This window comes from Enterobacter sp. HK-058-C-ECC, from assembly GCF_047531125.1.
Lineage (GTDB): Bacteria > Pseudomonadota > Gammaproteobacteria > Enterobacterales > Enterobacteriaceae > Enterobacter > Enterobacter quasiroggenkampii.
In genome coordinates this window covers 1-22,806 of sequence record NZ_JBLKCH010000023.1, presented here as the reverse complement: position 1 = coordinate 22,806, position 22,806 = coordinate 1, and the positions used below count along the sequence as shown (strand labels likewise).

At 43.3% G+C, this 22,806-nt stretch carries 20 protein-coding genes, 1 pseudogene and 1 other annotated feature; of the genes and pseudogenes, 14 read left to right on the top strand and 7 right to left on the bottom strand.

Annotated features, from left to right (window positions below):
* From ACMWJS_RS22260 to ACMWJS_RS22225, 8 genes are all read left to right on the top strand, one after another.
* The coding region (locus ACMWJS_RS22260) for a secretin N-terminal domain-containing protein (RefSeq protein WP_414747590.1) at positions 1-985 on the top strand (985 nt) is incomplete at its 5' end.
* A 1-nt stretch (position 986) separates the two neighbouring features.
* Positions 987-2,255, top strand: coding sequence for a hypothetical protein (locus ACMWJS_RS22255; RefSeq protein ID WP_414747589.1), 1,269 nt, complete (start codon positions 987-989; stop codon positions 2,253-2,255).
* Between the two features lie 2 nt (positions 2,256-2,257).
* Complete coding sequence (locus ACMWJS_RS22250) at positions 2,258-2,689, top strand: hypothetical protein (RefSeq protein ID WP_334756210.1); 432 nt, start codon at positions 2,258-2,260, stop codon at positions 2,687-2,689.
* Positions 2,689-4,323, top strand: a complete 1,635-nt coding sequence (locus ACMWJS_RS22245; protein ID WP_334756211.1) for a GspE/PulE family protein — start codon at positions 2,689-2,691, stop codon at positions 4,321-4,323. Before ACMWJS_RS22250 ends, ACMWJS_RS22245 begins: the two co-directional genes overlap by 1 nt.
* Positions 4,316-5,386, top strand: a complete 1,071-nt coding sequence (locus tag ACMWJS_RS22240) for a type II secretion system F family protein (RefSeq protein ID WP_334756212.1) — start codon at positions 4,316-4,318, stop codon at positions 5,384-5,386. Before ACMWJS_RS22245 ends, ACMWJS_RS22240 begins: the two co-directional genes overlap by 8 nt.
* Positions 5,367-6,359 carry an ATPase, T2SS/T4P/T4SS family gene (locus tag ACMWJS_RS22235; protein ID WP_414747588.1) on the top strand — a complete coding sequence of 331 codons (993 nt, stop codon included), beginning with the start codon at positions 5,367-5,369 and terminating at the stop codon, positions 6,357-6,359. The genes ACMWJS_RS22240 and ACMWJS_RS22235 overlap by 20 nt, the downstream gene beginning before the upstream one ends.
* A gap of 4 nt (positions 6,360-6,363) precedes the next feature.
* Positions 6,364-7,104, top strand: coding sequence for a prepilin peptidase (locus ACMWJS_RS22230; protein ID WP_334756214.1), 741 nt, complete (start codon positions 6,364-6,366; stop codon positions 7,102-7,104).
* Positions 7,083-7,493 carry a lytic transglycosylase domain-containing protein gene (locus ACMWJS_RS22225; protein WP_334756215.1) on the top strand — a complete coding sequence of 137 codons (411 nt, stop codon included), beginning with the start codon at positions 7,083-7,085 and terminating at the stop codon, positions 7,491-7,493. Before ACMWJS_RS22230 ends, ACMWJS_RS22225 begins: the two co-directional genes overlap by 22 nt.
* 18 nt (positions 7,494-7,511) lie before the next feature.
* Here the strand turns inward: ACMWJS_RS22225 and ACMWJS_RS22220 are convergent, their stop codons facing one another.
* Entirely contained in the window at positions 7,512-8,150 is a 639-nt protein-coding gene (locus ACMWJS_RS22220) for a LuxR C-terminal-related transcriptional regulator (RefSeq protein ID WP_334763544.1), read from the bottom strand.
* Positions 8,151-8,593: 443 nt separating this feature from the next.
* Here ACMWJS_RS22220 and ACMWJS_RS22215 point away from each other — a divergent pair, with 443 nt between their 5' ends.
* On the top strand, positions 8,594-9,226 hold the full coding sequence (locus ACMWJS_RS22215; protein ID WP_414747587.1) for a hypothetical protein: 633 nt from the start codon (positions 8,594-8,596) through the stop codon (positions 9,224-9,226).
* 1,786 nt (positions 9,227-11,012) lie between these two features.
* On the opposite strand, the gene ACMWJS_RS22210 is transcribed toward ACMWJS_RS22215, so the two are convergent.
* Together ACMWJS_RS22210 and ACMWJS_RS22205 are read right to left on the bottom strand one after the other, a co-directional pair.
* Entirely contained in the window at positions 11,013-11,390 is a 378-nt protein-coding gene (locus tag ACMWJS_RS22210) for a cholera enterotoxin subunit B (protein WP_334756201.1), read from the bottom strand.
* Between the two features lie 52 nt (positions 11,391-11,442).
* On the bottom strand, positions 11,443-12,300 hold the full coding sequence (locus ACMWJS_RS22205) for a hypothetical protein (protein WP_334756202.1): 858 nt from the start codon (positions 12,298-12,300) through the stop codon (positions 11,443-11,445).
* Positions 12,301-12,927: 627 nt separating this feature from the next.
* Here ACMWJS_RS22205 and ACMWJS_RS22200 point away from each other — a divergent pair.
* Together ACMWJS_RS22200 and ACMWJS_RS22195 are read left to right on the top strand one after the other, a co-directional pair.
* A pseudogene (locus ACMWJS_RS22200) lies at positions 12,928-13,906 on the top strand (IS3 family transposase).
* Between the two features lie 335 nt (positions 13,907-14,241).
* Entirely contained in the window at positions 14,242-15,114 is an 873-nt protein-coding gene (locus tag ACMWJS_RS22195; protein WP_414747586.1) for an SMP-30/gluconolactonase/LRE family protein, read from the top strand.
* Here the strand turns inward: ACMWJS_RS22195 and pheA are convergent.
* The 4 genes from pheA to bamD all read right to left on the bottom strand — a co-directional run bounded on the left by pheA (position 15,111) and on the right by bamD (position 17,885).
* A complete protein-coding gene (gene pheA / locus ACMWJS_RS22190) occupies positions 15,111-16,271 on the bottom strand; it encodes a bifunctional chorismate mutase/prephenate dehydratase (RefSeq protein ID WP_414747585.1) in 1,161 nt (386 codons plus the stop codon). The two genes, ACMWJS_RS22195 and pheA, sit on opposite strands and share 4 nt — an antisense overlap.
* A gap of 30 nt (positions 16,272-16,301) precedes the next feature.
* Positions 16,302-16,427 (bottom strand) — a sequence feature (Phe leader region).
* On the bottom strand, positions 16,379-16,426 hold the full coding sequence (gene pheL / locus ACMWJS_RS22185; RefSeq protein WP_100249759.1) for a pheA operon leader peptide PheL: 48 nt from the start codon (positions 16,424-16,426) through the stop codon (positions 16,379-16,381). Its footprint overlaps the feature before it by 48 nt.
* Positions 16,428-16,537: 110 nt before the next feature.
* Positions 16,538-16,879 (bottom strand): ribosome-associated translation inhibitor RaiA, encoded by a 342-nt coding sequence (gene raiA, locus ACMWJS_RS22180; protein WP_008502470.1) that lies wholly within the window; start codon positions 16,877-16,879, stop codon positions 16,538-16,540.
* A 268-nt stretch (positions 16,880-17,147) separates the two neighbouring features.
* A complete protein-coding gene (gene bamD / locus ACMWJS_RS22175; RefSeq protein ID WP_023308867.1) occupies positions 17,148-17,885 on the bottom strand; it encodes an outer membrane protein assembly factor BamD in 738 nt (245 codons plus the stop codon).
* A gap of 131 nt (positions 17,886-18,016) precedes the next feature.
* Here bamD and rluD point away from each other — a divergent pair, with 131 nt between their 5' ends.
* The 3 genes from rluD (at position 18,017) to clpB (ending at position 22,428) form a co-directional block, all read left to right on the top strand.
* A complete protein-coding gene (gene rluD, locus ACMWJS_RS22170) occupies positions 18,017-18,997 on the top strand; it encodes a 23S rRNA pseudouridine(1911/1915/1917) synthase RluD (protein ID WP_008502468.1) in 981 nt (326 codons plus the stop codon).
* Positions 18,994-19,725 (top strand): purine nucleoside phosphorylase YfiH, encoded by a 732-nt coding sequence (yfiH, locus tag ACMWJS_RS22165; protein ID WP_414747584.1) that lies wholly within the window; start codon positions 18,994-18,996, stop codon positions 19,723-19,725. Before rluD ends, yfiH begins: the two co-directional genes overlap by 4 nt.
* 129 nt (positions 19,726-19,854) lie before the next feature.
* Positions 19,855-22,428, top strand: coding sequence for an ATP-dependent chaperone ClpB (gene clpB / locus ACMWJS_RS22160; protein WP_069720410.1), 2,574 nt, complete (start codon positions 19,855-19,857; stop codon positions 22,426-22,428).
* The last annotated feature ends 378 nt before the right edge of the window (positions 22,429-22,806 follow it).

Genomic DNA, 22,806 nt, shown 5'->3' with positions numbered 1-22,806 from the left:
TGGAGGCAGTGGTGGTTCAGGAGGAGGGGGGAATAGCACTGGAAGTGGAGGAAGTAGTACTGGATCGCAATCTCTTAATATTGATCTAACGCTTGATTTTTGGCAGGATTTAGAGAAAAATCTAAAAATAATTATAGGGAATAGAGGAACGTTTAATATATCGACAAGTACATCTTCGGTTGTAGTTCAAACGACACCTTCTAATATGGAAAGAGTTGCTGATTATATTGATGAGCTAAATAAAGAGCTCATCAGACAGGTGACTGTTAATGTTGTTGTCTATTCTGTTAATACTACTGACAGTAATAATTTAGCTATGTCCCTAAAAGGTGTTCTATCGAGTGGTGGAAAAGTTTTGGGCGCACTTTCAAATGATTTTGCAGTTGCTAATTCTCCTACATTAAGTGGTTTTATTAACGGAGATCAGGATACAAACAACAGTGTAATTATGAATTTGTTAGCCAGTGCCGGAAAGGTAAGCATTGTAACATCAGCTTCCGTAACAACTATGTCTGGACAACCAGTTCCACTACAAGTAGGTAACGACCGAACATATGTCTCTGAAATAGGAACAACACTTGGCCAAACGGCATCTACATCAACAGTTTCTACTTCAAGCATTTCATCTGGATTTTCGATGAACCTGTTACCGAGAGTCATGGATAATGGCAATGTATTGTTACAATACGGAATCAATATATCTTCGTTGGCAGGAAGCAATAATGGTTTTGAAGCGGTTACGGTATCTGGCACCACAATACAGCTACCAAATGTTGATCAGCGAACTTTTGTGCAATCAAGTCTTTTAAGAAATGGAAGTACCTTGGTATTGGCAGGATACGAGCAACAAAGAGATGAAACAGCTGACCAAGGTGTAGGGCGTCCTGACTTTAAGTTACTTGGTGGAGGTAAAAGAAGTACTAATGAAAGAAACGTCATCGTTATTTGTATTACTCCTACAGTGATTAATGTAGATAAGGATTAATATGTTTCTGCACAGAAAAGAAAAGAATACAGGACACCATTTTAATACGGAATTAATCCCCGGTATCGTTGAGATTGAGAGAAAGAAATATGCTGTAAATTTGCTCTGGAACACAGTCCATATAAATGATGACTTTATAAAATCACTGAAAGCAAGTGCCAAATCATTAGATTCGAAGCTATATTGCAAAATGGATACTCTTGGGGGTAGGCAATATGCGATAGCAGATAAAAGAATAGGCCATAAAGTTGGCTTAGAAACACTATTGAGTAAAGTCAACATCAATGAAGGCTCTGTATGTGCAGCATGTACGCCTGATGGAAATATCTGGATTATGTTCGCGATAGATCGGGATGGTATTGTCTATGCTGATAAATGTTCTATAAATAACGACGATGTAATTTCTAATTTTAATAATATTCTGTACTTGAGAGAATGGGACCGTATTTATTGTCCAAGTGAGTGGGGAGTAGCAAATAGTAGTGAGGTGGATTTCTCTGAGCTTTTTTCAGGCAAAGGGAAAAGGATAAAAGCATTAGGTGCCCGAAGGTATGTTCCAGTAATTCTTCTCATACCGATTGCTTTTATTATTTTTGACGTTGTAAAATCTTATATAACTAAAAATGAAACTGATATCAATGTTATTGCTACAGTAGAACAAATGCCGCCTGATGAACAACCAGTTATGGAACTTGACTATCCCTGGGGTGGGAAGATAAAACCAGAGTCTTTTTTAACACAATGTATTAGTTCGATAGGAAAAAGGTTGTTTGATATTTCAAAGGTACCTGGGTGGGAGATAGGACAAAACATAATATGCACAGAAAAAGGTATAAGTTTTTCACTAGAAAAAAGAGATGGGTTATTGCTATGGTTTGATGCAAGCACTAAATCATTTAATGATAATCCATCAACTTCATTTGTATCAGATAATCAAGCGACTGTTGCATGGAGTTTTGACGGGCTAATTTATTATGAGAAAGGCAAATTAGACCCTAAGAATTTACTTAAAGCCAGTGATATTGAAAAATTTCTAAAAAATTCATTTGAGCAATCATTCACAGAGATTGATATCGAACTCAATGAAACTACAAATTTAAAGGATAACATATCTAAAATATTTACTGGAAATTTCACTTTTACTACACATGCTGACCCTGTAATGTTCCTAGCAATTTTAAATCAGGTCTACGGGTTATGTTTAGAGCAAATTTTGTACGACTATGGTGCCTCCACATGGAGGGTTGAGGGGAGATTTTGGGGGAGGTAAGAATGAGGCTATTACTGGCAATCTGTCTTATTATTTCGCAAAGCACTTTAGCTGCTGATAAAGAATCAGTGATTCAACAATCTCCCTTGCCTGAAGTTAATGTAAGCAATTACGCGGAGCAGTTAAAAACTTTTCAGGAACTCCAAAGAGAAAACTTCGAGTTAAAACTAAAGGCTCAAAATGATGAATTAAAGAAAAAATCAGGCAATAATAACGTTGATAAGATAACGGTTTTAACTATATATTCTTCAGGAAGAACAGGTTATGTTGCTAAAATTTATGGTGGTGGCGCAGGATTGCGTATTGTAAAAGCAGGAGATACTATAAATGATGATATTCATGTTGTCGAAATTAATCAACGAAAAGTTACGGTATTTTCGTCCATAAACAACAAAAAGCAAATATTGGAGCCTTACACAATTGGTGGTGGTTAATGAAAAATAGTAACATGGGAGTTGAACAGTTTAAAACGGCTGATGAGAAAGATTTGCTAAAATTCAGAAAGAATATATCTGATATTGTAACTATAAAGGGAGGGTTAATCGAAGCTACTGAAGAGCAGAAAAAAATATGTATAATTTATAAAAATGGTGACTTCCTTATATCAAGAGAGCATGTTGGGCATCCTTCTGTCCGTTTCCTGAGAGAAGTGGCAATACGTAAGGGTATACAAAACATAACATGCTTTAAAGTATCGCTAAGAGATATTAGATTATTATATCAAGAACAAGAAAAAAAATTTACTCAAGCTTCCTCACTCCCAATGGAGAAGATCGCTTCTGATTTAATCCATGAGTGCTGTGAACTTCATGTTAGCGATCTGCATATTAAAGTTTATGCTGACGAAGCTGAAATTTTCATCAGAAAAGATGGCGATATGTTCCTTCTTCGCCAAATAGAAGCCGAGATAGGACATAGTCTGTTAGCTGCTTTATATAATACAGCTGAAGATGCTGACTCAACCTATAAACTAAATTCTTATCAAGCTGCAAGGATTATGGCGTCTAAATCGAGGATTTCTGTACCGGATAGATTACAATCTATTCGTCTTCAGTTTAATCCCTTAGGTCAAGGTGGCCGCTATATGATCGCACGTTTTCTCTATGTTGAGAAAACGAGTATTACAAACATTGATGTTCTTGACCCTGTAAAATATGGCTTCCATCCTCTTCAGGCTGAAGCATTCAAACGTTTAAGACAGTTACCAATTGGTGTGAATATTATTTCTGGACCTACTGGCTCAGGAAAATCTACTACATTAAAAAATATACTTGAACTACTTTATATTGAAAAAAAAGCTAAAGTAAATATCATTAGTATTGAGGATCCACCTGAATATGAAATTACTGGTACAGCACAATTACCTATAACGAACGTTGATACAGAGGAAGAGCGTGCTACAGAATACAGAAAAGCTATTACTGCGGCACTACGTTCAGACCCAGACATCATTATGCCTGGCGAAGCTCGTGATGCAGAAGTAATCAATTTGGTTTTTACTGCTGCTATGACTGGGCATCAGGTTTGGACGTCATTACATGCAAACAGTGCCGTCTCTATATTCGATCGTTTAAAGGATCAGGGAGTAGATAGTTTTAAATTAATTGACCCTGAGCTAGTAACTGGTCTTGTTGCACAACGACTTGTTAAAAAACTATGCCCTAATTGCTCTCTGACATATGAATTGTTCAAGAAATCAAATGAACTAAGTGAAATAGAAGAAAAAATTATTAAGGGATATTATCAGTCGGTGAGATTCCCCAATAATGACGGATGCGATCAATGTCAATCTGGATACTCTGGAAGAACTATTATAGCGGAAATAATTGAACCTGATCAGATGTTTCTCAGCTTAATTGATCAAGGTAAGCGAAATGAAGCAGTTAACTATTGGCAGTCAAATTTAGCTGGGATAACTATGAAAGATCACGCTTGGATGAAAGTTATTTCTGGCGAGATCTATGTTCTTGATGCAATACATAAGATAGCAAAATTAGAGTTGCTAAGTAATGATAGAAAAGAACATCTAAAGGAATTATGTTTTTTAGGGGGCAATTATAATGTCTAACTTTGAGTTGGCTTTTGCTAAAATGCTTTTTACATCGAAACTAAGAATGCGTGTTTATGAAAAGCTATCAAGATATTTGGCAAATGGTGTTCCCCTAACATTTGCTTTGGACGAATTATATAAGTTTACCACTGATTCTGGAAAGAAAACTAAAACGCCACAAGCGATAGCTATTCATATGTGGTCCATATCAATCAGAAATGGTGATTCGTTAACCAAAGCCCTAAAAGGCTGGGTTCCTGAAGACGAATTATCCATACTTGCTGCAGGTGAAATTTCCGGTAATCTGAGTGATTCAATTACCAATATAATATACATATTCACAACAAAGAAGAAAGTTAGGGCTGCACTTTTTGGCATTATTTACCCTGTTGTATTATTACTTAGTACGTGTTTATTTTTATATATCTTTGGCACGAAAGTGGTACCAGCCTTTGAACAGGTTTTACCCTTTACAGAATGGCAGGGTGCAGGGCGGTTGATGTATTATCTTGCGATGTTTGTTCAGCTTTATTTAACATATTTTATTGTTTTTTTTATAATTTTGAGCGCAATTATTATATTCACTCTCCCATACTGGACAGGAAAAATACGATGCAAGTTCGATAAATTGCCGCCATGGTCTATATACCGCTCTGTTATTGGTTGTGGCTTTTTATTATCCTTGTCATCATTAATTGCTGCCGGCATTCCTACACCAGAAGCAATACGTATTATATGCCGTAATGCTTCCCCATGGTACAGAGAAAGGTTAACTGTTGTTAGGTTAATTCTTCTAAATGGGGCTCCTAATATTGGAGAAGCTTTATATTTATCTGGGTTTTCATTCCCTTCGAAGAATATGGTTATGGATATACGTTCATATGCAGCGCTTGATGGGTTCGAAATGATGCTGGAACGCTTATCAAGACAATGGCAAGAAGAGAGTGTCGAATTTATTTCAAGTCAGATGAATATCCTCAAAAATGCAGCCATTTTTATAATGGGTGGAGTATTTATGTGGATAGTTTCTGGAATGTTTTCTTTACAGCAGCAAATAAGCAATGCTGCACAGTTTAACTAGGTTTATTATGAGTTTAAAAAATATTTATTTTGCAGACTTGTTAATTAGTAACAAGGGTTATCACTTTCGTTATCTGAAAGGTGCCAGTAATCCTATAACTGTAGTTGATGAAATTTATCATCCTGAAATAAAAAAGATAGTATCTGAGCTTGATATTCGAGTGGATAAGGGCGAACACGAATTTTTTTATTCATATCAGAATATTCCTTTTCGTGTTTCCATTGTCGAAACAGTTGATGGTATTGGATACTTTTTGCGGCGTTTAAAATTGCCTATTCCAGAACTGGATAGTTTGGGGTTCAACTCAGCTATGTTAAATACTTTAAAATGTCTTGGAAACAAGCGAGGAATGATCCTAATTGCAGGGGCCACGGGGTCAGGGAAATCGACAACAATATATTCATTGCTGAAAGAGTATGTTTCTACTTTTGGTGATATCGTAATAGCAATCGAAGATCCACCTGAAATTCCTGTCCAGGGTTGTTATGGAGAAAGTTCACAGGGTATTTGGTATCAAGTTGATGCGCGACAAGCCGGTGGGTATGAAAACGCCATGATTTCAGCAATGCGTTATAACCCTAAATACATTTTTCTTGGTGAAATACGCAGTGCTAAGACTGCTAAAGAAGCCATTCGTGCCGCGGTCAACGGACACCTTGTTGTTTCTACTATTCATGGTAACACTGTCCAAGGGGCAATTTATGCTTTACAGCAAATAGCAGCAAGCGAAGGTGATATTGAACTAGTCCGGTCTATTTTAGGGGACGGCTTACTTTGTGTTATTCATCAAGAGCTCGCATTTACCACAACAGGTGAGCGTATTTTAAAGGCCAACATGTTGTATGTTGGAGGAATTCCTGCAATCGTATCGAAGATACGCTCAGGGAAGCTAGAACTTTTAAGTAATGAAATTGAAAGTCAAAAGATCCTCCTTTCGAGAGGTATGAATTTAGCAGCTGAACAATCTAGGTAACGTTATGCTTTTCTTTTTTATATATTGGATTGGTAGTGTAGTCGCAAGCTTTATTTGTCTTGCAGTTGATCGTCTACCACATCAACTTAAATGGAGGGAGGATCCTATCCCTCATTTATCTATTTGGTATCCCTCTTCATTTTGTGACTTCTGTAAGATTAAGTTGAAATGGTATTCTTTAATTCCATTTTTTGGATATTTCATTTCGAAAGGTCAGTGTCGAGCATGCCATGCTTCAATTAGTATTAAATACCCACTCATAGAACTGGCTGTAGGGGGGGGGAGTCTCGCTCTATATTTAGTCTATGATAATAGCCAACATTTCCTCATTCTCTTATGTATTCTATATGTTTTGATTTTTTTGACATTAATAGATATTAAAGAAATGTGGTTACCTTCTGTTGTTACTTATCCGTTATTTTGGGCAGGATTATTATGCCCTGAGTTCTGTTCTGATCCTTTATTCAGAATTTATGGGGCCTTTTTTTGCTTTGTCGTAACTTACTTCTCTATGCAACTTGTAGGGTTTCTTAAAAATGAAGATGTGTTTGCCGGAGGTGATATTGCACTAGCCACTGCGGCAGGCGCTTGGCTTGGGCTGGAGCATAGCTTTGCATTTATAATAAGTTCTTCACTTATTTTTATTTTTTATTCGTTACCGTTAAGGTTTTATAAAATTCTATTCGTCCCTATGGGGCCTGCTATTTCTTTGGGGTTTTTCTTATGTCTATTACAATTCCGTTGACATTTTGTTTACTCAATGCCAGTACAGTCAATCATATTCAACCAGAGATATTATTATCTATAATATCTGTTGAAGGAGGAAGTGTTGGAGCAGTGTCAGTTAATAAAAATGGAAGTGAAGATTTAGGTATTATGCAAATAAATACTCATGCATGGCTTAAACTTGTTAGTAATACTTTTTTCTCTGGTAATCAGCAGGTTGCACATGAAACATTGGCCAATGATGGATGTTTTAATATCTATGTGGGTACATGGATACTTTCGAAAGCAATTTCAGATGAAAACGGAGATATATGGGCGGGGGTTGGAAGATATCATTCCCAAAACCCCACGTATAAGTACAGATATATAGAAAAAGTCAAGAAAGCTTATGAGAGATTCGGTGGATAAAGCTGTGCTCCGTCACATCTAATCTATGTGGTTAAATTTTTTATATAGCGCTATATCGGTTTTGACACCAAGCTTTTGCATCGCTGATAATTTTTGATTACTTATGGTTTTATGGCTTTTATGTAATAACCTAGATATTTCTTCTATTTTTAGACCCAGACAGAGATAATCAACTACTCTTAGTTCTGAATATGTAAGTTTAAGAGTTTTGTTATACTCTTTGGTAAACCTGATTTTCATGATTTCATGACTAAGTTCAGAGCAAATATATTCTTTACCGAAAAGCAGAATTTTATTAATTGCATTTATGATACTCTTTCTGTTGTTCGAGTATGCTATAAAAGCATTCGCGCCTTTATTCAATAATGTGTTTATACTGTCATAATCCTTTAAATCCGTAAAAAAAACAATTTTTACTTTAGAGGATAGATCTCTTATTCTTCTTATAATTGATAAACTTTCATCATAGCTTCCTTTTTTGTACTCAGCAATGAGAATATCAACCGGGCAAGTAAGGTAATAATCTTTTATTTTATTTGAACGTATTGCATTCCATTCAACATTAACACATTCGATTTGTTCAATTACGTTTGAAATACTTTCTTTTATAAAACTTTCCGTCATTACAAATCCTGCTTTTATTATTTTGTCATTCATATTCTTTACCTGCTACCTAACTTATTTATTAAATCATCAAATATTTTATTCAAGAATAGCGCCTATAAAAAATACACTTTGTAACAGATGATGAGTCTGCTAAAAATGAATCTTACATTAAGTTGTAATTATTTCGTTAAAAACTTTAACTAAACTAATGATAGCATTCCAAGTGGAAATCTACCCTTATAGTTTGTATTGTAATGGGAAAATACCTATGCGTGGGTGATGTTACCGATAACATTTTTATATTTATAGTTTATTATCGCTTCTGTTTCCTGTTTTACATTTTTTTACTATTGGTGCTGATTCTTTTTGGGAAATAAGTTGTGTTTTTTCACCTTTTTATGGGTTAATTCACATTTTTATTTTACACAAATCATGTCATATTTATATTGAATTATGCTTCACAGTTAAAATTGTGTATTTTATCGGTCATTAAAATGAATAACAGTACTCCATATAATCGCAAAAATACCAGTTGCAAAAAAGCAAAACAGCTTGGTCTTAGCCTAATTGAGGCTTCAATGGTTCTTGCTCTCTCTGCAATAGTTGTTTCTGGTGTCATGTATTACATGTCAACTGCCAATGAAAATTTGCAGAACAGCAAAGTAACGGAGATGTTTATATCTATTTCTCAACATATAAATTCACTTTATGTCAATCAACCAAAATCAGCATATCTTGAGCTCCAGCGTGACAATGGTTATCAGGTTCTCAAAAAATTCTTTCCTGGAGGTGAAGTAAAAGTGATTAAAAACCGACTTGGTCAGAGTTCTACAGGTGTGACAGTAAATGGTATCCCTGGGGTCTTTTCTGTTTTTGGTACACCTTGTGCCGAGCCCTCTGGGCAGGTTGGTCATTGTGTAGCTGTACAGTATTGGATCCCGAATTCTTTCAGCCAAAACGATGCTTACAACCAGTGTGTCGCCGTTATTTCGAAAAATTTTGGTGATTCTGTTATTGGCAAACAAGCAAATGGCGGTGGACAATCTCTTCCTGGTAGTAGCACTGATATAGCGAGAATTAGTTCTATTTGTCAAAACTCGGCAGGTATTACATTGTTTCTTCGTTAATTCTAAAGGTTTTTTAATTATGTTTGATGATATTTATACTAATGCAGTAAAAAAATACTTCAATTCAGTAATTGTTATTTTGTACTAATCAGTGTAATGCATTTATCCAATGCACTATGAATACTCGCTTATGAATTGCACCCAAAAAGTTGTACATCAACTGAGTAAGGTGCATTTTTAATCAGACCCTATTGCGAAACAAAAGAACAGCAGACCAGTAGATCAACGCTAGCATTCTTTTTCAGCTAAAGTTAAGAAAAAGGCTCTGGCCCTGTCTCTATTTCCCGCGGACCATATCGATAGTCGATCGATTCTGAAATCGTACACGAATTTTTACTCAAGACCCTTTATTTTCAAAAGTACCTACTATAAATCCGTCGTGGAATAGAGATGCAGAGAGCAATTGTTCTTTACTCGAATAAGCGTCGAGACATCCCTTCACTCCTGAAATAGGGTTTGATATATCCTTTAATTTTTTACCGAAAGGAAGCATTGTACAGTATTCGCATCCATTCTCCTGTGTTTGGGGTAGGCGATTGGCATGCGAATGCTCTTTTAATTTTAATAAATAGTGTCCTATAATTAAGTGGTTTTTCAGGCTTTTAAAAGCTACTCGGTCTATAGTCTTTCATATGTTCGTCTCACGACTTAGATTCTCATGGGAAAATGTCTACGTATAAACACAAGGATATTATCAACAGATCATTATTGCTTCTTCAGAGATGTCGAAATTTATTTCCTGTTTGACTATTTTCTGATGATGCCGGAAACATATTTATGCGACTGAACGGTGCCTAACCGATTCCTTTTTATGCTAGTGATTATTTTGCGCAACTGCATGTATTCTAACAGTTGTCTGTGCTGCTATACCTCCCTTAACGTTGGTCAGTTTATTCATTACTACCACCATGCTATACCTCGGGAACTGCTTAACCTAGTAACTGCATGGTTCGTAGTTATAATCCTTATGAAAGTCTGATAAGGCAAGCGAACATCTAGGATGGCACATAGCAGTAAAGTAGCAATAAAAAAATTGACTTCCATCACAACGAAATACAGCGATCGTTCGAATAATGATGGCACAGCACAGCACAGCACAGCACATCTAAATCGCAGATTGAAGGCGAATAATAGCCGATAAAATCTTAGAGGGTGTACTGGCTCTTTTCCGCCTTAACCTGCAGCAGGGTAAATCGGGTATTGGAAAACAAATCGTAATCATATCCGACATGGTGATCACGCTGATGCCATATGTTCTTAGGCATCTTAAAATGCGCACTGGAACCATGATGGGGAGCGAATTGTGTTCAGGATGGATTGCTGTAATCGGGAGATGATTAGCTGAAGTATCAGCACAGGAGGAATTGGCTGCTAACGATGGAGGGCATTCCGAGAGTAAGTCTAGATAAATGGATTGGTTAAACATGATGATCTCGCATGGGGTAGGATAGCTGACCGATAACGGCAGTTGCTACATATCCGATAGCCCGCGTACGTACGAGAGTTTATTGTGGTTGAGCACGTGAGCCTCCTCAGTAGACAGTCAGGAAATTAATGGTATAGATGAATTATTCGTAAAGACTTAGACGCGGGATTACAGTACGTTAATGACCCGCAGGATACGGTGTTCGTGATGCCAAGTTAGCAGTTATTTACTCTTGTCTATTATATCAGAACAATTACAGTTCTGTGATTAATTTATCGTATCATCTATCAGATTATATTTAATTAAAGGTGAAGTGCAGTGTTATCCACACTTCTCCTTTCAATTAAAAGCAATGGCAATTTAATAGCTTAGTTCGATTGCTGCGATTGAATTTGGTGTTTTATTATTCCATACGCAAATCTTGCTGACTTTTATTCCTGTGAAATATGCTGCTCTTAACGTATCCTTCATTCTTTCTAATGGTCTTTTTTGCGATTCTAAATGCTGTTTGCCGGGAACTTCTACTTGGAATGTTTCACCGCTGCTAAATGAAACAATAACCATTTCTCTGTACCCCGCTAAAGACTCAGTATATGTCCTGATTTCTTTATTTAGATAATAAATCTGAGTGTTCTGGTATTCGTTACACAGTGATGTAATATCTTGAGGTGTCGCTTTAGCAAACAGTGGTAACAGCAGCAAACTGTAGGCTATCATTCTATAAGTTTTATTTTTCATATTAAACCTGAACAATGTTATTTAAGGCCGTGACTGTTGTTTGTGTAATTAATTACAGATCTCCTCCTGACCGCGAAAATGCCAATCCTAAACCCAGACACGAAAATTGATTTGTTAACAAATTCCTATTACCTCCTCTTCTCATTACCCGAACCCCCTCAATATCATTTCTTGATGGACCAATATCAGATTCAGTAACTGGTCGTTCTAAATAACGTGCTAAACGATCAATGTAATCATAGTTACTACCGTTTAGCATAATTGAAGGTGCTTGGTTCAGGAGCCTACAACGGGCTATTTCCTGACCCACGCCATGTGTAAGGTATGTACCACTTTCATTATTATGTAGCAGCCCAAGTATATGACCTATCTCATGTTTTATGGTAATCCTTAGTTTTAGTTTGATATATTCTTCAGGGCTCATATTTTCTGGGATCGCTTTCCGAGACTTGAGTTTGTCAAAGTTATTCATAATAAATTTATTAAATGAACCTAAGTCAATGCTCATTCTTGTATTTCCTGACGGGTCGAAGATGGTACTGCCTAATGAGTTATCTGCGTAATTAGATGTACCGAATAAGACGACTCGTGCTTCCGTTCCAACTCCCGGCACTTGTTGAACACTTATTCCTGCAGGTGCCCATTCGTTAAATGCTTCTCGAACATATTCTGCGTAATCAAAAGAAACCTGTATATGTGTGCCAGAAGAATCCCTTGTGTTAATTGTTATAGTTCCCATTGGTACAGTGTAGTATATTGTATTCCCATATATTGCTGTGATGTTATATAATTGCCCGTTATGATTTGCATACCCTACAACTGTTTTTTCTTCATTCGGAGTTCTCTCAGCCAATGCCATTAAGGGCATTGGCAATATAGATAATACAATAATGATTTTTTTATATTTCATTAATAATACCCATGTTCAGTATATTGATGCCTTTATTAGTATATGTTGACAGCGAGTTAAGTAAATTCATAACAACATTAATTCTTGTTGATTAGTTGTGATATTTCCTATTTTTTATAAATTAGCATGATGTTATAATTTCAAAGGGTTTTTTATTGCCCAAGGGTTTTAGACGGGCTATTTAAATATAGGGTTTTATTTGGCAATATAATTACCAACTCCTGATATTGTCATTGCAGTGTAAACTCGGTTATAGCTGATGAGCTGCAAGTACTAAATGAACAATTGAAAATACGACCAATAATATTTTTCTCCTGCTTGCAATAATACTAGGCTAACCAAGCCTGTACATTAATTGCGTCATGCATAATGAGACTATTTCCTGCTCTTCGTCCTAAACGGCAAGGATCTTCAATACACATAGGTCAACCTAAACTACATTAAGTAATTTAGAATTTACAGATTCTTCAAAAGTTAAGCTTGATGCGATGAAAGGTGCATGTTCGGTTTAAGATTGTGCGGTAGGGCAGTAGTCCGACTATGTTCTGTGTAGGTATCCAGCACAATAGTGCCATTCACATTTAGAGAACCTCTAGCATAATCGATCTGTCAATTAAGGAGAGCTCTATCCGTAAAGCCCATTTTATTGAGCATCAGAGCATCGCCGTGATTACACTGGTTGAATCTGGACGAATGGTTACACTTACTGCAACTGCAAGTTCAGATACGGCGGAATTAAGGTTTCTGATATTAAAAAGCTTAAGGATCTTGAGGAGCAGAACCGCCGTCTCAAACAGATGTTTTCCGATCTGAGCCCGGTGAATCGTGCGCTGAAAGATGTTCTCGAAGAAAATATTTTAAACCAGTTTTTAAGCATGAGCTGGTCACAAACCTGATAGCGCAGTTTGGACTCAGTATCCGTCAGGCTTGGCGGAGTCTGAACCTGAGTAGATTGGTTTACCATTATTCTCCGGATACCAAGCGTAACGAATCCGTTTGTCTTGTTGCAGACGGTGGCAGAGCTGTATCCACTATACAGATTTCCGAAACTTTTCCAGATTCTGCGGTGGGAATTATATTCCTTGAATCACAAAAGGATCCACCTTGTTTACTGTCTGCGGAAGCTACATTTTAGCCCTAAGGGCAAACAATGGTTGCATGCGCTGAATCATAGCTGGTTAGTTGATTTCATACATGATGCCTAGGTCTGTGGCTGTCGCTTCAGCACGTTTAATGTTGTTGATTTATCCATGAGACGTGGTCGATTGAAATCAATCTGAGTTTGCTTGCTCAGACAGTGGTACGTGTTCTCGACTGGATCGTGGCAAATCTTGGGTATCCGGCCATGCTTCGCATAGATAACGGCCCGGAATTATTTCTTGCACCAATTAAATGGGGCAAGAAATGTGCAGCAAATTGGAGTTTATCCAGCCGGGTATGCCGACGCAGAACACTTTTATTGCGGACATACCGTACAGAAATAATTGTTTTTTATCCGTTCAGAACGCTGAATGTAGTGGGAAAAATCACGGTAAAATAGATGTCAGAATATAACTGTGCATGTCTGCATTAATTACTGAAGAATATGACACCGGAGAAATATTGACGATACTATTATTTCGACGAGTTCTTAAAACATGCTTGGAACAAAAACGGGTCTTTTCATACACTGAACCTAGTTTGCCGCAGGTGCTGAAGTACTACCTTCTACACATGCCTGCATCTACTGGGTGAGAAATTAGGACTTGATAACCGGGTGTGTCGCATGAAATAAAACCGGCTTAAATGCCGTTTGTTGATTCTTAGTTAGTGAAGCGGCTCTAATTTATAGGGCCGCGTTTTCGATGTGTCGACATTGTTAGAAACAAATCCCTTTGTTTCATGGTATTGCGTCTAAAATTAAAACAGCAATGCTGGCTTTTTTTATTTTGGGGAACTGTCATGGCCGAACTGCAGCTGCTGTTGAATTACACCGGGCATTTGCCTGAATGCCCGACGTGGAGCGCCGACGAGCACGCGCTCTACTGGGCCGATATTCTGGAAGGAGAGATCCACCGCTACCATCTGCCGACGGCGGAACACACCGTACTTTCTTTCCACGAGGAGGTGGGCTGTTTCGCGCTGCGCGAGCGCGGCGGGTTTATCGTCGCCATGCGCAATGGCATCTGGCTTGCCGATAAGCATGGCCTTCTGCAGCGCAAGGTGTGCGACAACCCCTCTAACCCGCAGCTGGCGCGTTTTAACGATGGGGGTACCGACCATCAGGGCCGGTTCTATGCGGGCACGTTCTGGGGGCCGGGAGATTACAACGGCGCCCTGCTGATGCGCGTCGACAACGACCTGACGCCGAAGGTGATCCAGTGCGATATTCACGGGCACAACGGCTTAGCGTTTAGCCCGGATAAGCAGTGGATGTTTACCTCAGACACGCCAAACGGTGTGATTTACCGCACCCCGCTTGATGAGCAGGGCGAACCGGGTAAGCGAGAGGTGTTTCGTCAGTTTAAAGAGGGCGAGGGGATACCGGACGGCGCGGCGATGGATGTGGAAGGTTGCTACTGGAGCGCGCTGTTTGACGGCTGGCGCATCGCGCGTTTTTCACCGCAAGGGGAGCTGCTGGAAGAATACCGCATGCCGGTACGTTGCCCGACGATGGTCTGCTTTGGCGGCGATGATATGAAAACGCTGTTTATTACCACCACGCGGGAAAATATGGATGCGGAGGAGGTGGCGAAATATCCTCTCTCCGGCGCCATCTTCACCCTGCCGGTGAGCGTGGCAGGGATGAAGAAAAGCCGCTTTATCGAACGTTAGATCGGATCGACCGGGACGACGTTTTCGCTCGGATAGCAGCCCAGCACTTTCATGGAACGCGTGATCTCGCCCAGCTCGCGCAGGGCTTTCTGCATGGAAGCAGATTCCAGGTTGGCCTGGATATCGAGGTAGAACATTTCTTCCCACGGGTTACCGTGGATTGGGCGCGATTCCAGCCTGGTCATGATCAGGTTGTGATTACGCAGTACCAGCAGGGCTTCAACCAGCGCACCGGCCTGTTGGCCGGTGGCCATCAGCAGCGTGGTTTTGGCCGGTACCTGGTCAGACACATTGATTGACTTGCGGGCCAGCACCACGAAGCGGGTAATGTTTTGCGTCTGGTTTGCCAGGTTGCGTTCCAGCACCTGTAAACCATACAGCGCGCCGCCCGCTTCACTGCCGAGCGCCGCGACGGTGGGAGAGTTCGCCTGGGCGACTTTTTCCATCGCCGCCGAGGTGCTTTCGGTGTACTCAATTTTCCAGTTCGGATAGCGGTTCAGGAACTGGCTGCACTGCTGGAACGGCTGCGGGTGGCTGTAGACGGTTTCGATCGTGTTCAGGTCCGTTGAACCGGATACCAGCACGCAGTGATCGATAGGAATCGTCAACTCGCCGACCAGCGACAGGCTGGTGTGCTGCAGCAAGTCGTAGACATCGTTGATGGCGCCGGAGCTGGTGTTTTCAATCGGCACCACGGCGTAATCCGCCTGGCCGGTCTCGACCTGGTTAAAAATGTCGGCAAACTTCGCGCAGCCGCTTTCAATAAATTCTTCGAAATGGCGAGCGGCATACTGACGTGCGGCCAGGTGAGAATAGGAGCCCTTTGGCCCGAGGAAAGCGATACGCGCAGAGTGCGGATTGGTTTTATTGAGATGCTGCTGGAGTAGCGCTTGCTGGGTCAGAACGGAATCTTCGATGATGAGCTGGAACAACCGGGTGATGTAGTGGGCATCGAGGTGATGCGCTTTGCCGAGCTGAATGAGCCGTTCCAGCAGATCCCGCTCGCGGTCGATATCACGGACCGGACGATGGGAGTCCAGTTTGGCTTTACCCACTTCAACGGCAAGGGCGCGGCGTTCGGCCAGCAGCGCCAGCAGTTTCTCATCCAGCGCGCTGATTTTTACTCGCAGATCCAGTAACGGGTTTTCCGGTGTCATAGTGTTGCCTGTCTCATCTTATCGTTATCAATAAAAAAGGCCCCCCGGTGTGGGAGGCCTTGTTGTTCGTCTTCGCATTCTTTATCACACGACGAAACGCCTCCCGTTCAGGGGAAGGTAAAAAAGAATGCGAAGAAGAACGGCGTAAGTTTCATAAAGTCATCCTGTGAGTGATACCGTTAAAGTACCCGTACTGTTTTCACCCTGTCAATAAAAAACAAAAAACGCGCCCGAAGGCGCGTTGGCGGTACACTCAATTTAAAGGATTACTCTTCTTCAACTTCTTCCGCGAAGCTGGCGTCTTTCACCGACGTTGTGGCGCGACGGGCTTCACCTTTGTGTTGCACTTTATTGAGCTGCCGTTCCAGCTTGTTGATCAAATCGTTAATAGCGGTGTACATATCCTCATGTTTTGCGCTGGCGACCAGATGGCCGTTTGGAGTATTGATAGTTGCGTCAGCGATGAAACCCTGCGGCTCCTTGGACAGGATGATATGTGGATTAATCAAATGTGTTTGCCATTTATCCAGTTTGGCGAGACGGTCTGCGACGTGCTGGCGAATTGCCGGAGTAATTTCCATTTGTTTACTGGTAATGTTCATTGTCATAAATTTTACCTCTTGTCTTTCCGTCTTGGTGATTCCAGCATACCCGACCTAATGTCAAAATGTGTGATTTAGATCACGTTATTTTGTCGGTTTTTGTCAGGGAATTTTTTTTGTGAGGCAGGGCAGGAAGAGGTGAGATTTACCTTGTAGAAGGCATAAATTGGGGCCATAGTTGACAGGATGTGTTGAGGCTAACGCGCTTCAGCGACGTTCAGAAACGAATAAAAAAACGGCAGCCTTCGGGCTGCCGTTTTGCATTGAGGCAAAATCAGGTGTTGCTGCTGTTCGCGGCGATGATTTTCGCCACTTTTTCCGCCTGAGCGGTCATCTGCATCTGACGGTAAGCATTTTCCATCAGCTTCAGGCCGTCGCGCGTTGCCTGAGTATCCGGGTAATCACGCAGCATACCTTCTACGCGGTTAACCACGGCAACCCATGCGCCACGGCGGGTATAATATTCCGCCACGGAGTATTCATATTTCGCCAGACGATCTTTCAGGAATACCAGACGCTTGGTGGCGTCGGTCACGTACTGGCTGTTCGGATAGCCGCGCACCAGCTTGGAGAAGTCATTGAAGGCATCACGCGCATGCTGCGGGTCACGGTCGGAACGATCCACGCCGAAGAAGCCCTGCAGCGCACTGTCGTCCAGCGCCATGTTGGTGAGGCCGCGCATGTACATCACGTAGTCGATGTTAGGATGAGTCGGGTTCAGACGCATGAAACGATCGATGGTTGCCTGAGCCAGCGGCAGATCGGCATTTTTATAGTATGCGTAGATGAGATCTAACTGTACCTGCTGCGAATACGGACCAAATGGATAGCGATTATCCAACGCTTCCAGTTGCGTTATCGCCTGTTTCCAGTTACCGTCCTGCAACTTTTGTTGTGCAGTCGCATAGATTTCATTCGGCGGATTGTCAGGGACCTGTTCATTTGAACCGGAGCAGCCCACCAAAGCCAGGCTCAACGTGGCCGCTGCCACCAGATATTTCATGCGCGTCATGACGTTTTGACTTTCCTCAAATGTTTGTCCGGGAGAAACTCTGTTCCTGCTCCCGATTAAGACCAGCTACAATAGCACACTATATTAAACGGCAAAGCCGTAAAACCCAACGTTAAACGAAGAAGCAGTTTATGGCACAACGAGTAGAACTCACCGCAACAGTCTCCGAAAATCAGCTCGGTCAACGCTTAGATCAGGCTTTGGCCGAATTGTTCCCTGATTATTCGCGTTCACGCATAAAAGAATGGATCCTTGACCAGCGCGTGATGGTAAACGGCAAGATCTGGGACAAACCAAAAGAGAAGGTGTTAGGTGGGGAAGCTGTCGCCATCAATGCTGAAATCGAAGAGGAAATCCGCTTCGAGCCGCAGGATATCCCACTGGACATCGTCTATGAAGATGATGACATTCTGGTGATCAACAAGCCGCGCGACCTGGTTGTTCATCCGGGGGCGGGAAACCCTGACGGTACGGTACTTAACGCACTTCTCCATTATTATCCGCCGATCGCGGATGTTCCGCGCGCGGGCATCGTGCACCGTCTCGATAAAGACACTACCGGTCTGATGGTGGTGGCGAAGACCGTTCCTGCTCAGACCCGTCTGGTGGAGTCGCTGCAGCTGCGCGAAATCACCCGTGAGTATGAGGCGGTAGCCATTGGGCATATGACCTCTGGCGGGACGGTAGAAGAGCCTATCAGCCGTCACCCGACCAAGCGAACCCATATGTCGGTGCATCCGATGGGTAAACCGGCGGTGACGCACTATCGCATTATGGAGCATTTCCGTATTCATACGCGTCTGCGTCTGCGTCTGGAGACCGGACGTACTCACCAGATCCGCGTGCATATGGCCCACATTACCCATCCGCTGGTGGGGGATCAGGTCTACGGTGGTCGTCCTCGCCCGCCTAAAGGCGCATCGGATGAGTTCATCAGCGTATTGCGTAAATTCGATCGTCAGGCGCTGCACGCGACCATGCTGCGTCTTTACCATCCTATCACCGGCATTCAGATGGAGTGGCATGCGCCTATCCCGCAGGATATGGTGGACCTTATTGACGCCATGCGTGCCGATTTCGAAGAACATAAGGATCAAGTGGACTGGTTATGACCAAACTGATTGTCCCGGAGTGGCCATTGCCTGCTGGCGTGGCTGCCTGCAGTTCAACCCGTATTGGCGGTGTTAGCCAGGGCGCGTGGGCGTCGTTGAACCTCGGCGCACACTGTGGCGATAACCTGGAACACGTGGAAGAGAACCGCAGGCGTCTGTTTGCTGCGGGGAACCTGCCTTCAAATCCGGTCTGGCTGGAACAGGTTCATGGCAAGGCGGTGCTGAAGTTGACGGGAGAACCCTATGCTTCTAAACGTGCTGATGCCTCTTACAGCAATACTCCGGGAACCGTTTGTGCCGTAATGACCGCCGATTGTCTGCCGGTGCTGTTCTGCAACCGCGCAGGCACCGAGGTGGCTGCAGCACACGCGGGCTGGCGTGGACTGTGTGAAGGCGTGCTGGAAGAAACCGTCGCCTGCTTTAAGGATGAGCCCGCCAATATTATGGCCTGGCTTGGCCCGGCCATTGGTCCTCGCGCTTTTGAAGTGGGGCCGGAGGTTCGCGAAGCCTTTATGGATAAAGATCCGCAAGCGGCGGACGCCTTCCTGCCTTCTGGAGATAAATATCTGGCCGATATTTACCAGCTTGCTCGTCAGCGCCTGAACAGCGTCGGCATAACGCAGATCTTCGGCGGCGATCGCTGTACATTCACCGAAAAGGGTGATTTTTTCTCTTATCGCCGCGACAAGACCACGGGGCGTATGGCAAGTTTCATTTGGCTGATATAACCTAAAGAATCAAGACGATCCGGCACGTGCCGTTTTCTTTTCACATAATTCAGGTCATTAACCTTGAATAATTGAGGGATGACCTCATTTAATCTCCAGTAGCAAATTTGACCTGTTATGGGAGGAGTTATGCGTCTGGATCGTCTTACTAATAAATTCCAGCTTGCTCTCGCCGATGCCCAGTCCCTCGCACTGGGGCACGACAACCAATTTATCGAACCTCTTCATTTAATGAGCGCCTTGCTGAATCAGGAAGGGGGATCGGTACGTCCTTTATTAACGTCCGCTGGCATTAATGCTGGCCAGTTACGCACCGCTATCGATCAGGCGCTGAGCCGTTTACCGCAGGTCGAAGGGACCGGCGGCGACGTTCAGCCGTCGCAGGATCTGGTGCGCGTCCTGAACCTTTGCGACAAGCTGGCGCAAAAACGTGGGGACAATTTTATTTCGTCAGAGCTGTTTGTTCTGGCGGCGCTTGAATCACGCGGTACCTTGACCGACCTGCTGAAATCCGCCGGTGCGACCACCGCCAATGTGACTCAGGCGATTGAGAATATGCGCGGAGGTGAAAGCGTGAACGATCAGGGAGCCGAAGACCAACGTCAGGCTTTGAAGAAATTTACGGTCGATCTGACCGAGCGTGCTGAACAGGGCAAACTTGACCCGGTGATCGGCCGTGATGAAGAAATTCGCCGTACCATTCAGGTACTGCAGCGTCGTACCAAGAACAACCCGGTACTGATAGGTGAACCGGGGGTCGGTAAAACCGCCATCGTTGAAGGGTTGGCGCAGCGTATTGTGAACGGTGAAGTGCCGGAAGGTCTGAAGGGCCGTCGCGTACTGGCGCTGGACATGGGCGCGCTGGTGGCCGGTGCGAAATACCGCGGCGAGTTCGAAGAGCGTCTGAAAGGCGTGCTTAATGACCTGGCGAAGCAGGAAGGCAACGTTATTCTGTTTATCGATGAGCTGCACACCATGGTTGGTGCCGGTAAGGCAGACGGCGCGATGGATGCCGGGAACATGCTGAAACCTGCGCTGGCGCGCGGTGAACTTCACTGCGTCGGTGCCACTACGCTGGATGAGTACCGTCAGTACATTGAGAAAGATGCTGCGCTGGAACGTCGTTTCCAGAAAGTGTTTGTTGCCGAGCCAAGCGTTGAAGATACCATCGCGATCCTGCGTGGTCTGAAAGAGCGCTATGAACTGCACCACCATGTGCAGATCACTGACCCGGCCATCGTTGCGGCGGCGACGCTTTCGCATCGTTATATTGCTGACCGTCAGCTGCCGGATAAAGCGATCGACCTGATTGATGAAGCGGCGTCGAGCATTCGTATGCAGATTGACTCGAAGCCGGAAGAGCTGGACCGACTCGACCGACGCATCATTCAGCTCAAGCTTGAACAGCAGGCGCTGAAGAAAGAGTCTGATGAAGCCAGTAAGAAACGTCTCGATATGCTCAATGAAGAACTGGACGATAAAGAGCGCCAGTATTCTGAGCTGGAAGAAGAGTGGAAAGCCGAGAAAGCCTCCCTTTCCGGTACGCAGACTATTAAAGCTGAACTCGAACAGGCAAAAATTGCCATTGAGCAGGCGCGACGCGTGGGTGACCTGGCGCGAATGTCTGAGCTGCAGTACGGCAAAATTCCTGAGCTGGAAAAACAGCTTGAGATGGCGACGCAGTCAGAAGGGAAAACGATGCGTCTGTTACGTAATAAAGTGACGGATGCCGAGATTGCGGAAGTGCTTGCCCGCTGGACCGGTATTCCGGTGGCGCGCATGCTGGAAGGCGAGCGTGAAAAACTGCTGCGCATGGAGAACGATCTCCACAATCGTGTGATTGGTCAAAATGAAGCGGTTGAAGCGGTATCGAATGCTATTCGTCGTAGCCGTGCAGGGCTGTCCGATCCAAACCGCCCGATTGGTTCGTTCCTGTTCCTTGGGCCGACCGGTGTCGGTAAAACCGAGCTGTGCAAAGCGCTGGCTAACTTTATGTTCGACAGCGACGATGCGATGGTGCGTATCGACATGTCCGAGTTTATGGAGAAACACTCCGTCTCGCGTCTGGTCGGGGCGCCTCCAGGATATGTGGGTTATGAAGAAGGTGGGTACCTGACAGAAGCGGTGCGTCGTCGTCCTTATTCCGTCATCCTGCTGGATGAGGTGGAAAAAGCGCATCCGGATGTGTTCAACATCCTGCTTCAGGTGCTGGACGATGGTCGTCTGACCGACGGGCAGGGGAGAACGGTCGACTTCCGTAATACGGTTGTCATTATGACCTCGAACCTGGGTTCCGATTTGATTCAGGAACGTTTCGGTGAACTGGACTACAGCCATATGAAGGATTTGGTGCTGGGTGTGGTAAGCCATAACTTCCGTCCGGAGTTCATCAACCGTATTGATGAAGTGGTGGTATTCCATCCTCTGGGTGAGAAACACATTGCGTCGATTGCGCAGATCCAGTTGCAGCGTCTGTACAAACGTCTGGAAGAGCGTGGATATGAAATTCACATCTCCGACGATGCGCTGAAGCTGCTGAGTAAGAATGGTTACGATCCGGTGTACGGTGCGCGTCCATTGAAACGCGCTATCCAGCAGCAGATCGAAAACCCGCTGGCGCAACAGATCCTCTCCGGGGAGCTGGTTCCTGGCAAAGTTATCCGTCTGGAAGCCAACGACGATCGCATTGTGGCAGTGCAGTAAGTCACAAAACGCAAAAACGAGCCGCTTGCGGCTCGTTTTTGTTTAAAAACCAGGCGAAAATTGAGGTCTGGAGTCGGTTTTGCCTGGAAAGTGAGCGGTCAGTAAATAAATTTCACTTTATCCTTGCAGGTTCAGAATTACTCCCTATAATGCGCCTCCACTGACACGGAACAACGGCACACACGCCGCCGGGTCAGCAGAGAATAGCAAAAATAAACGCTTGACTCTGAAGCGGGAAAGCGTAATATGCACACCCCGCGCCGCAGCGAAAACGAAGCGGCACTGCTCTTTAACAATTTATCAGACAATCTGTGTGGGCACTCAAAGTGACATGGATTCTTAATGTCTTCGGACAATAAATGAATACCAAGTCTCTGA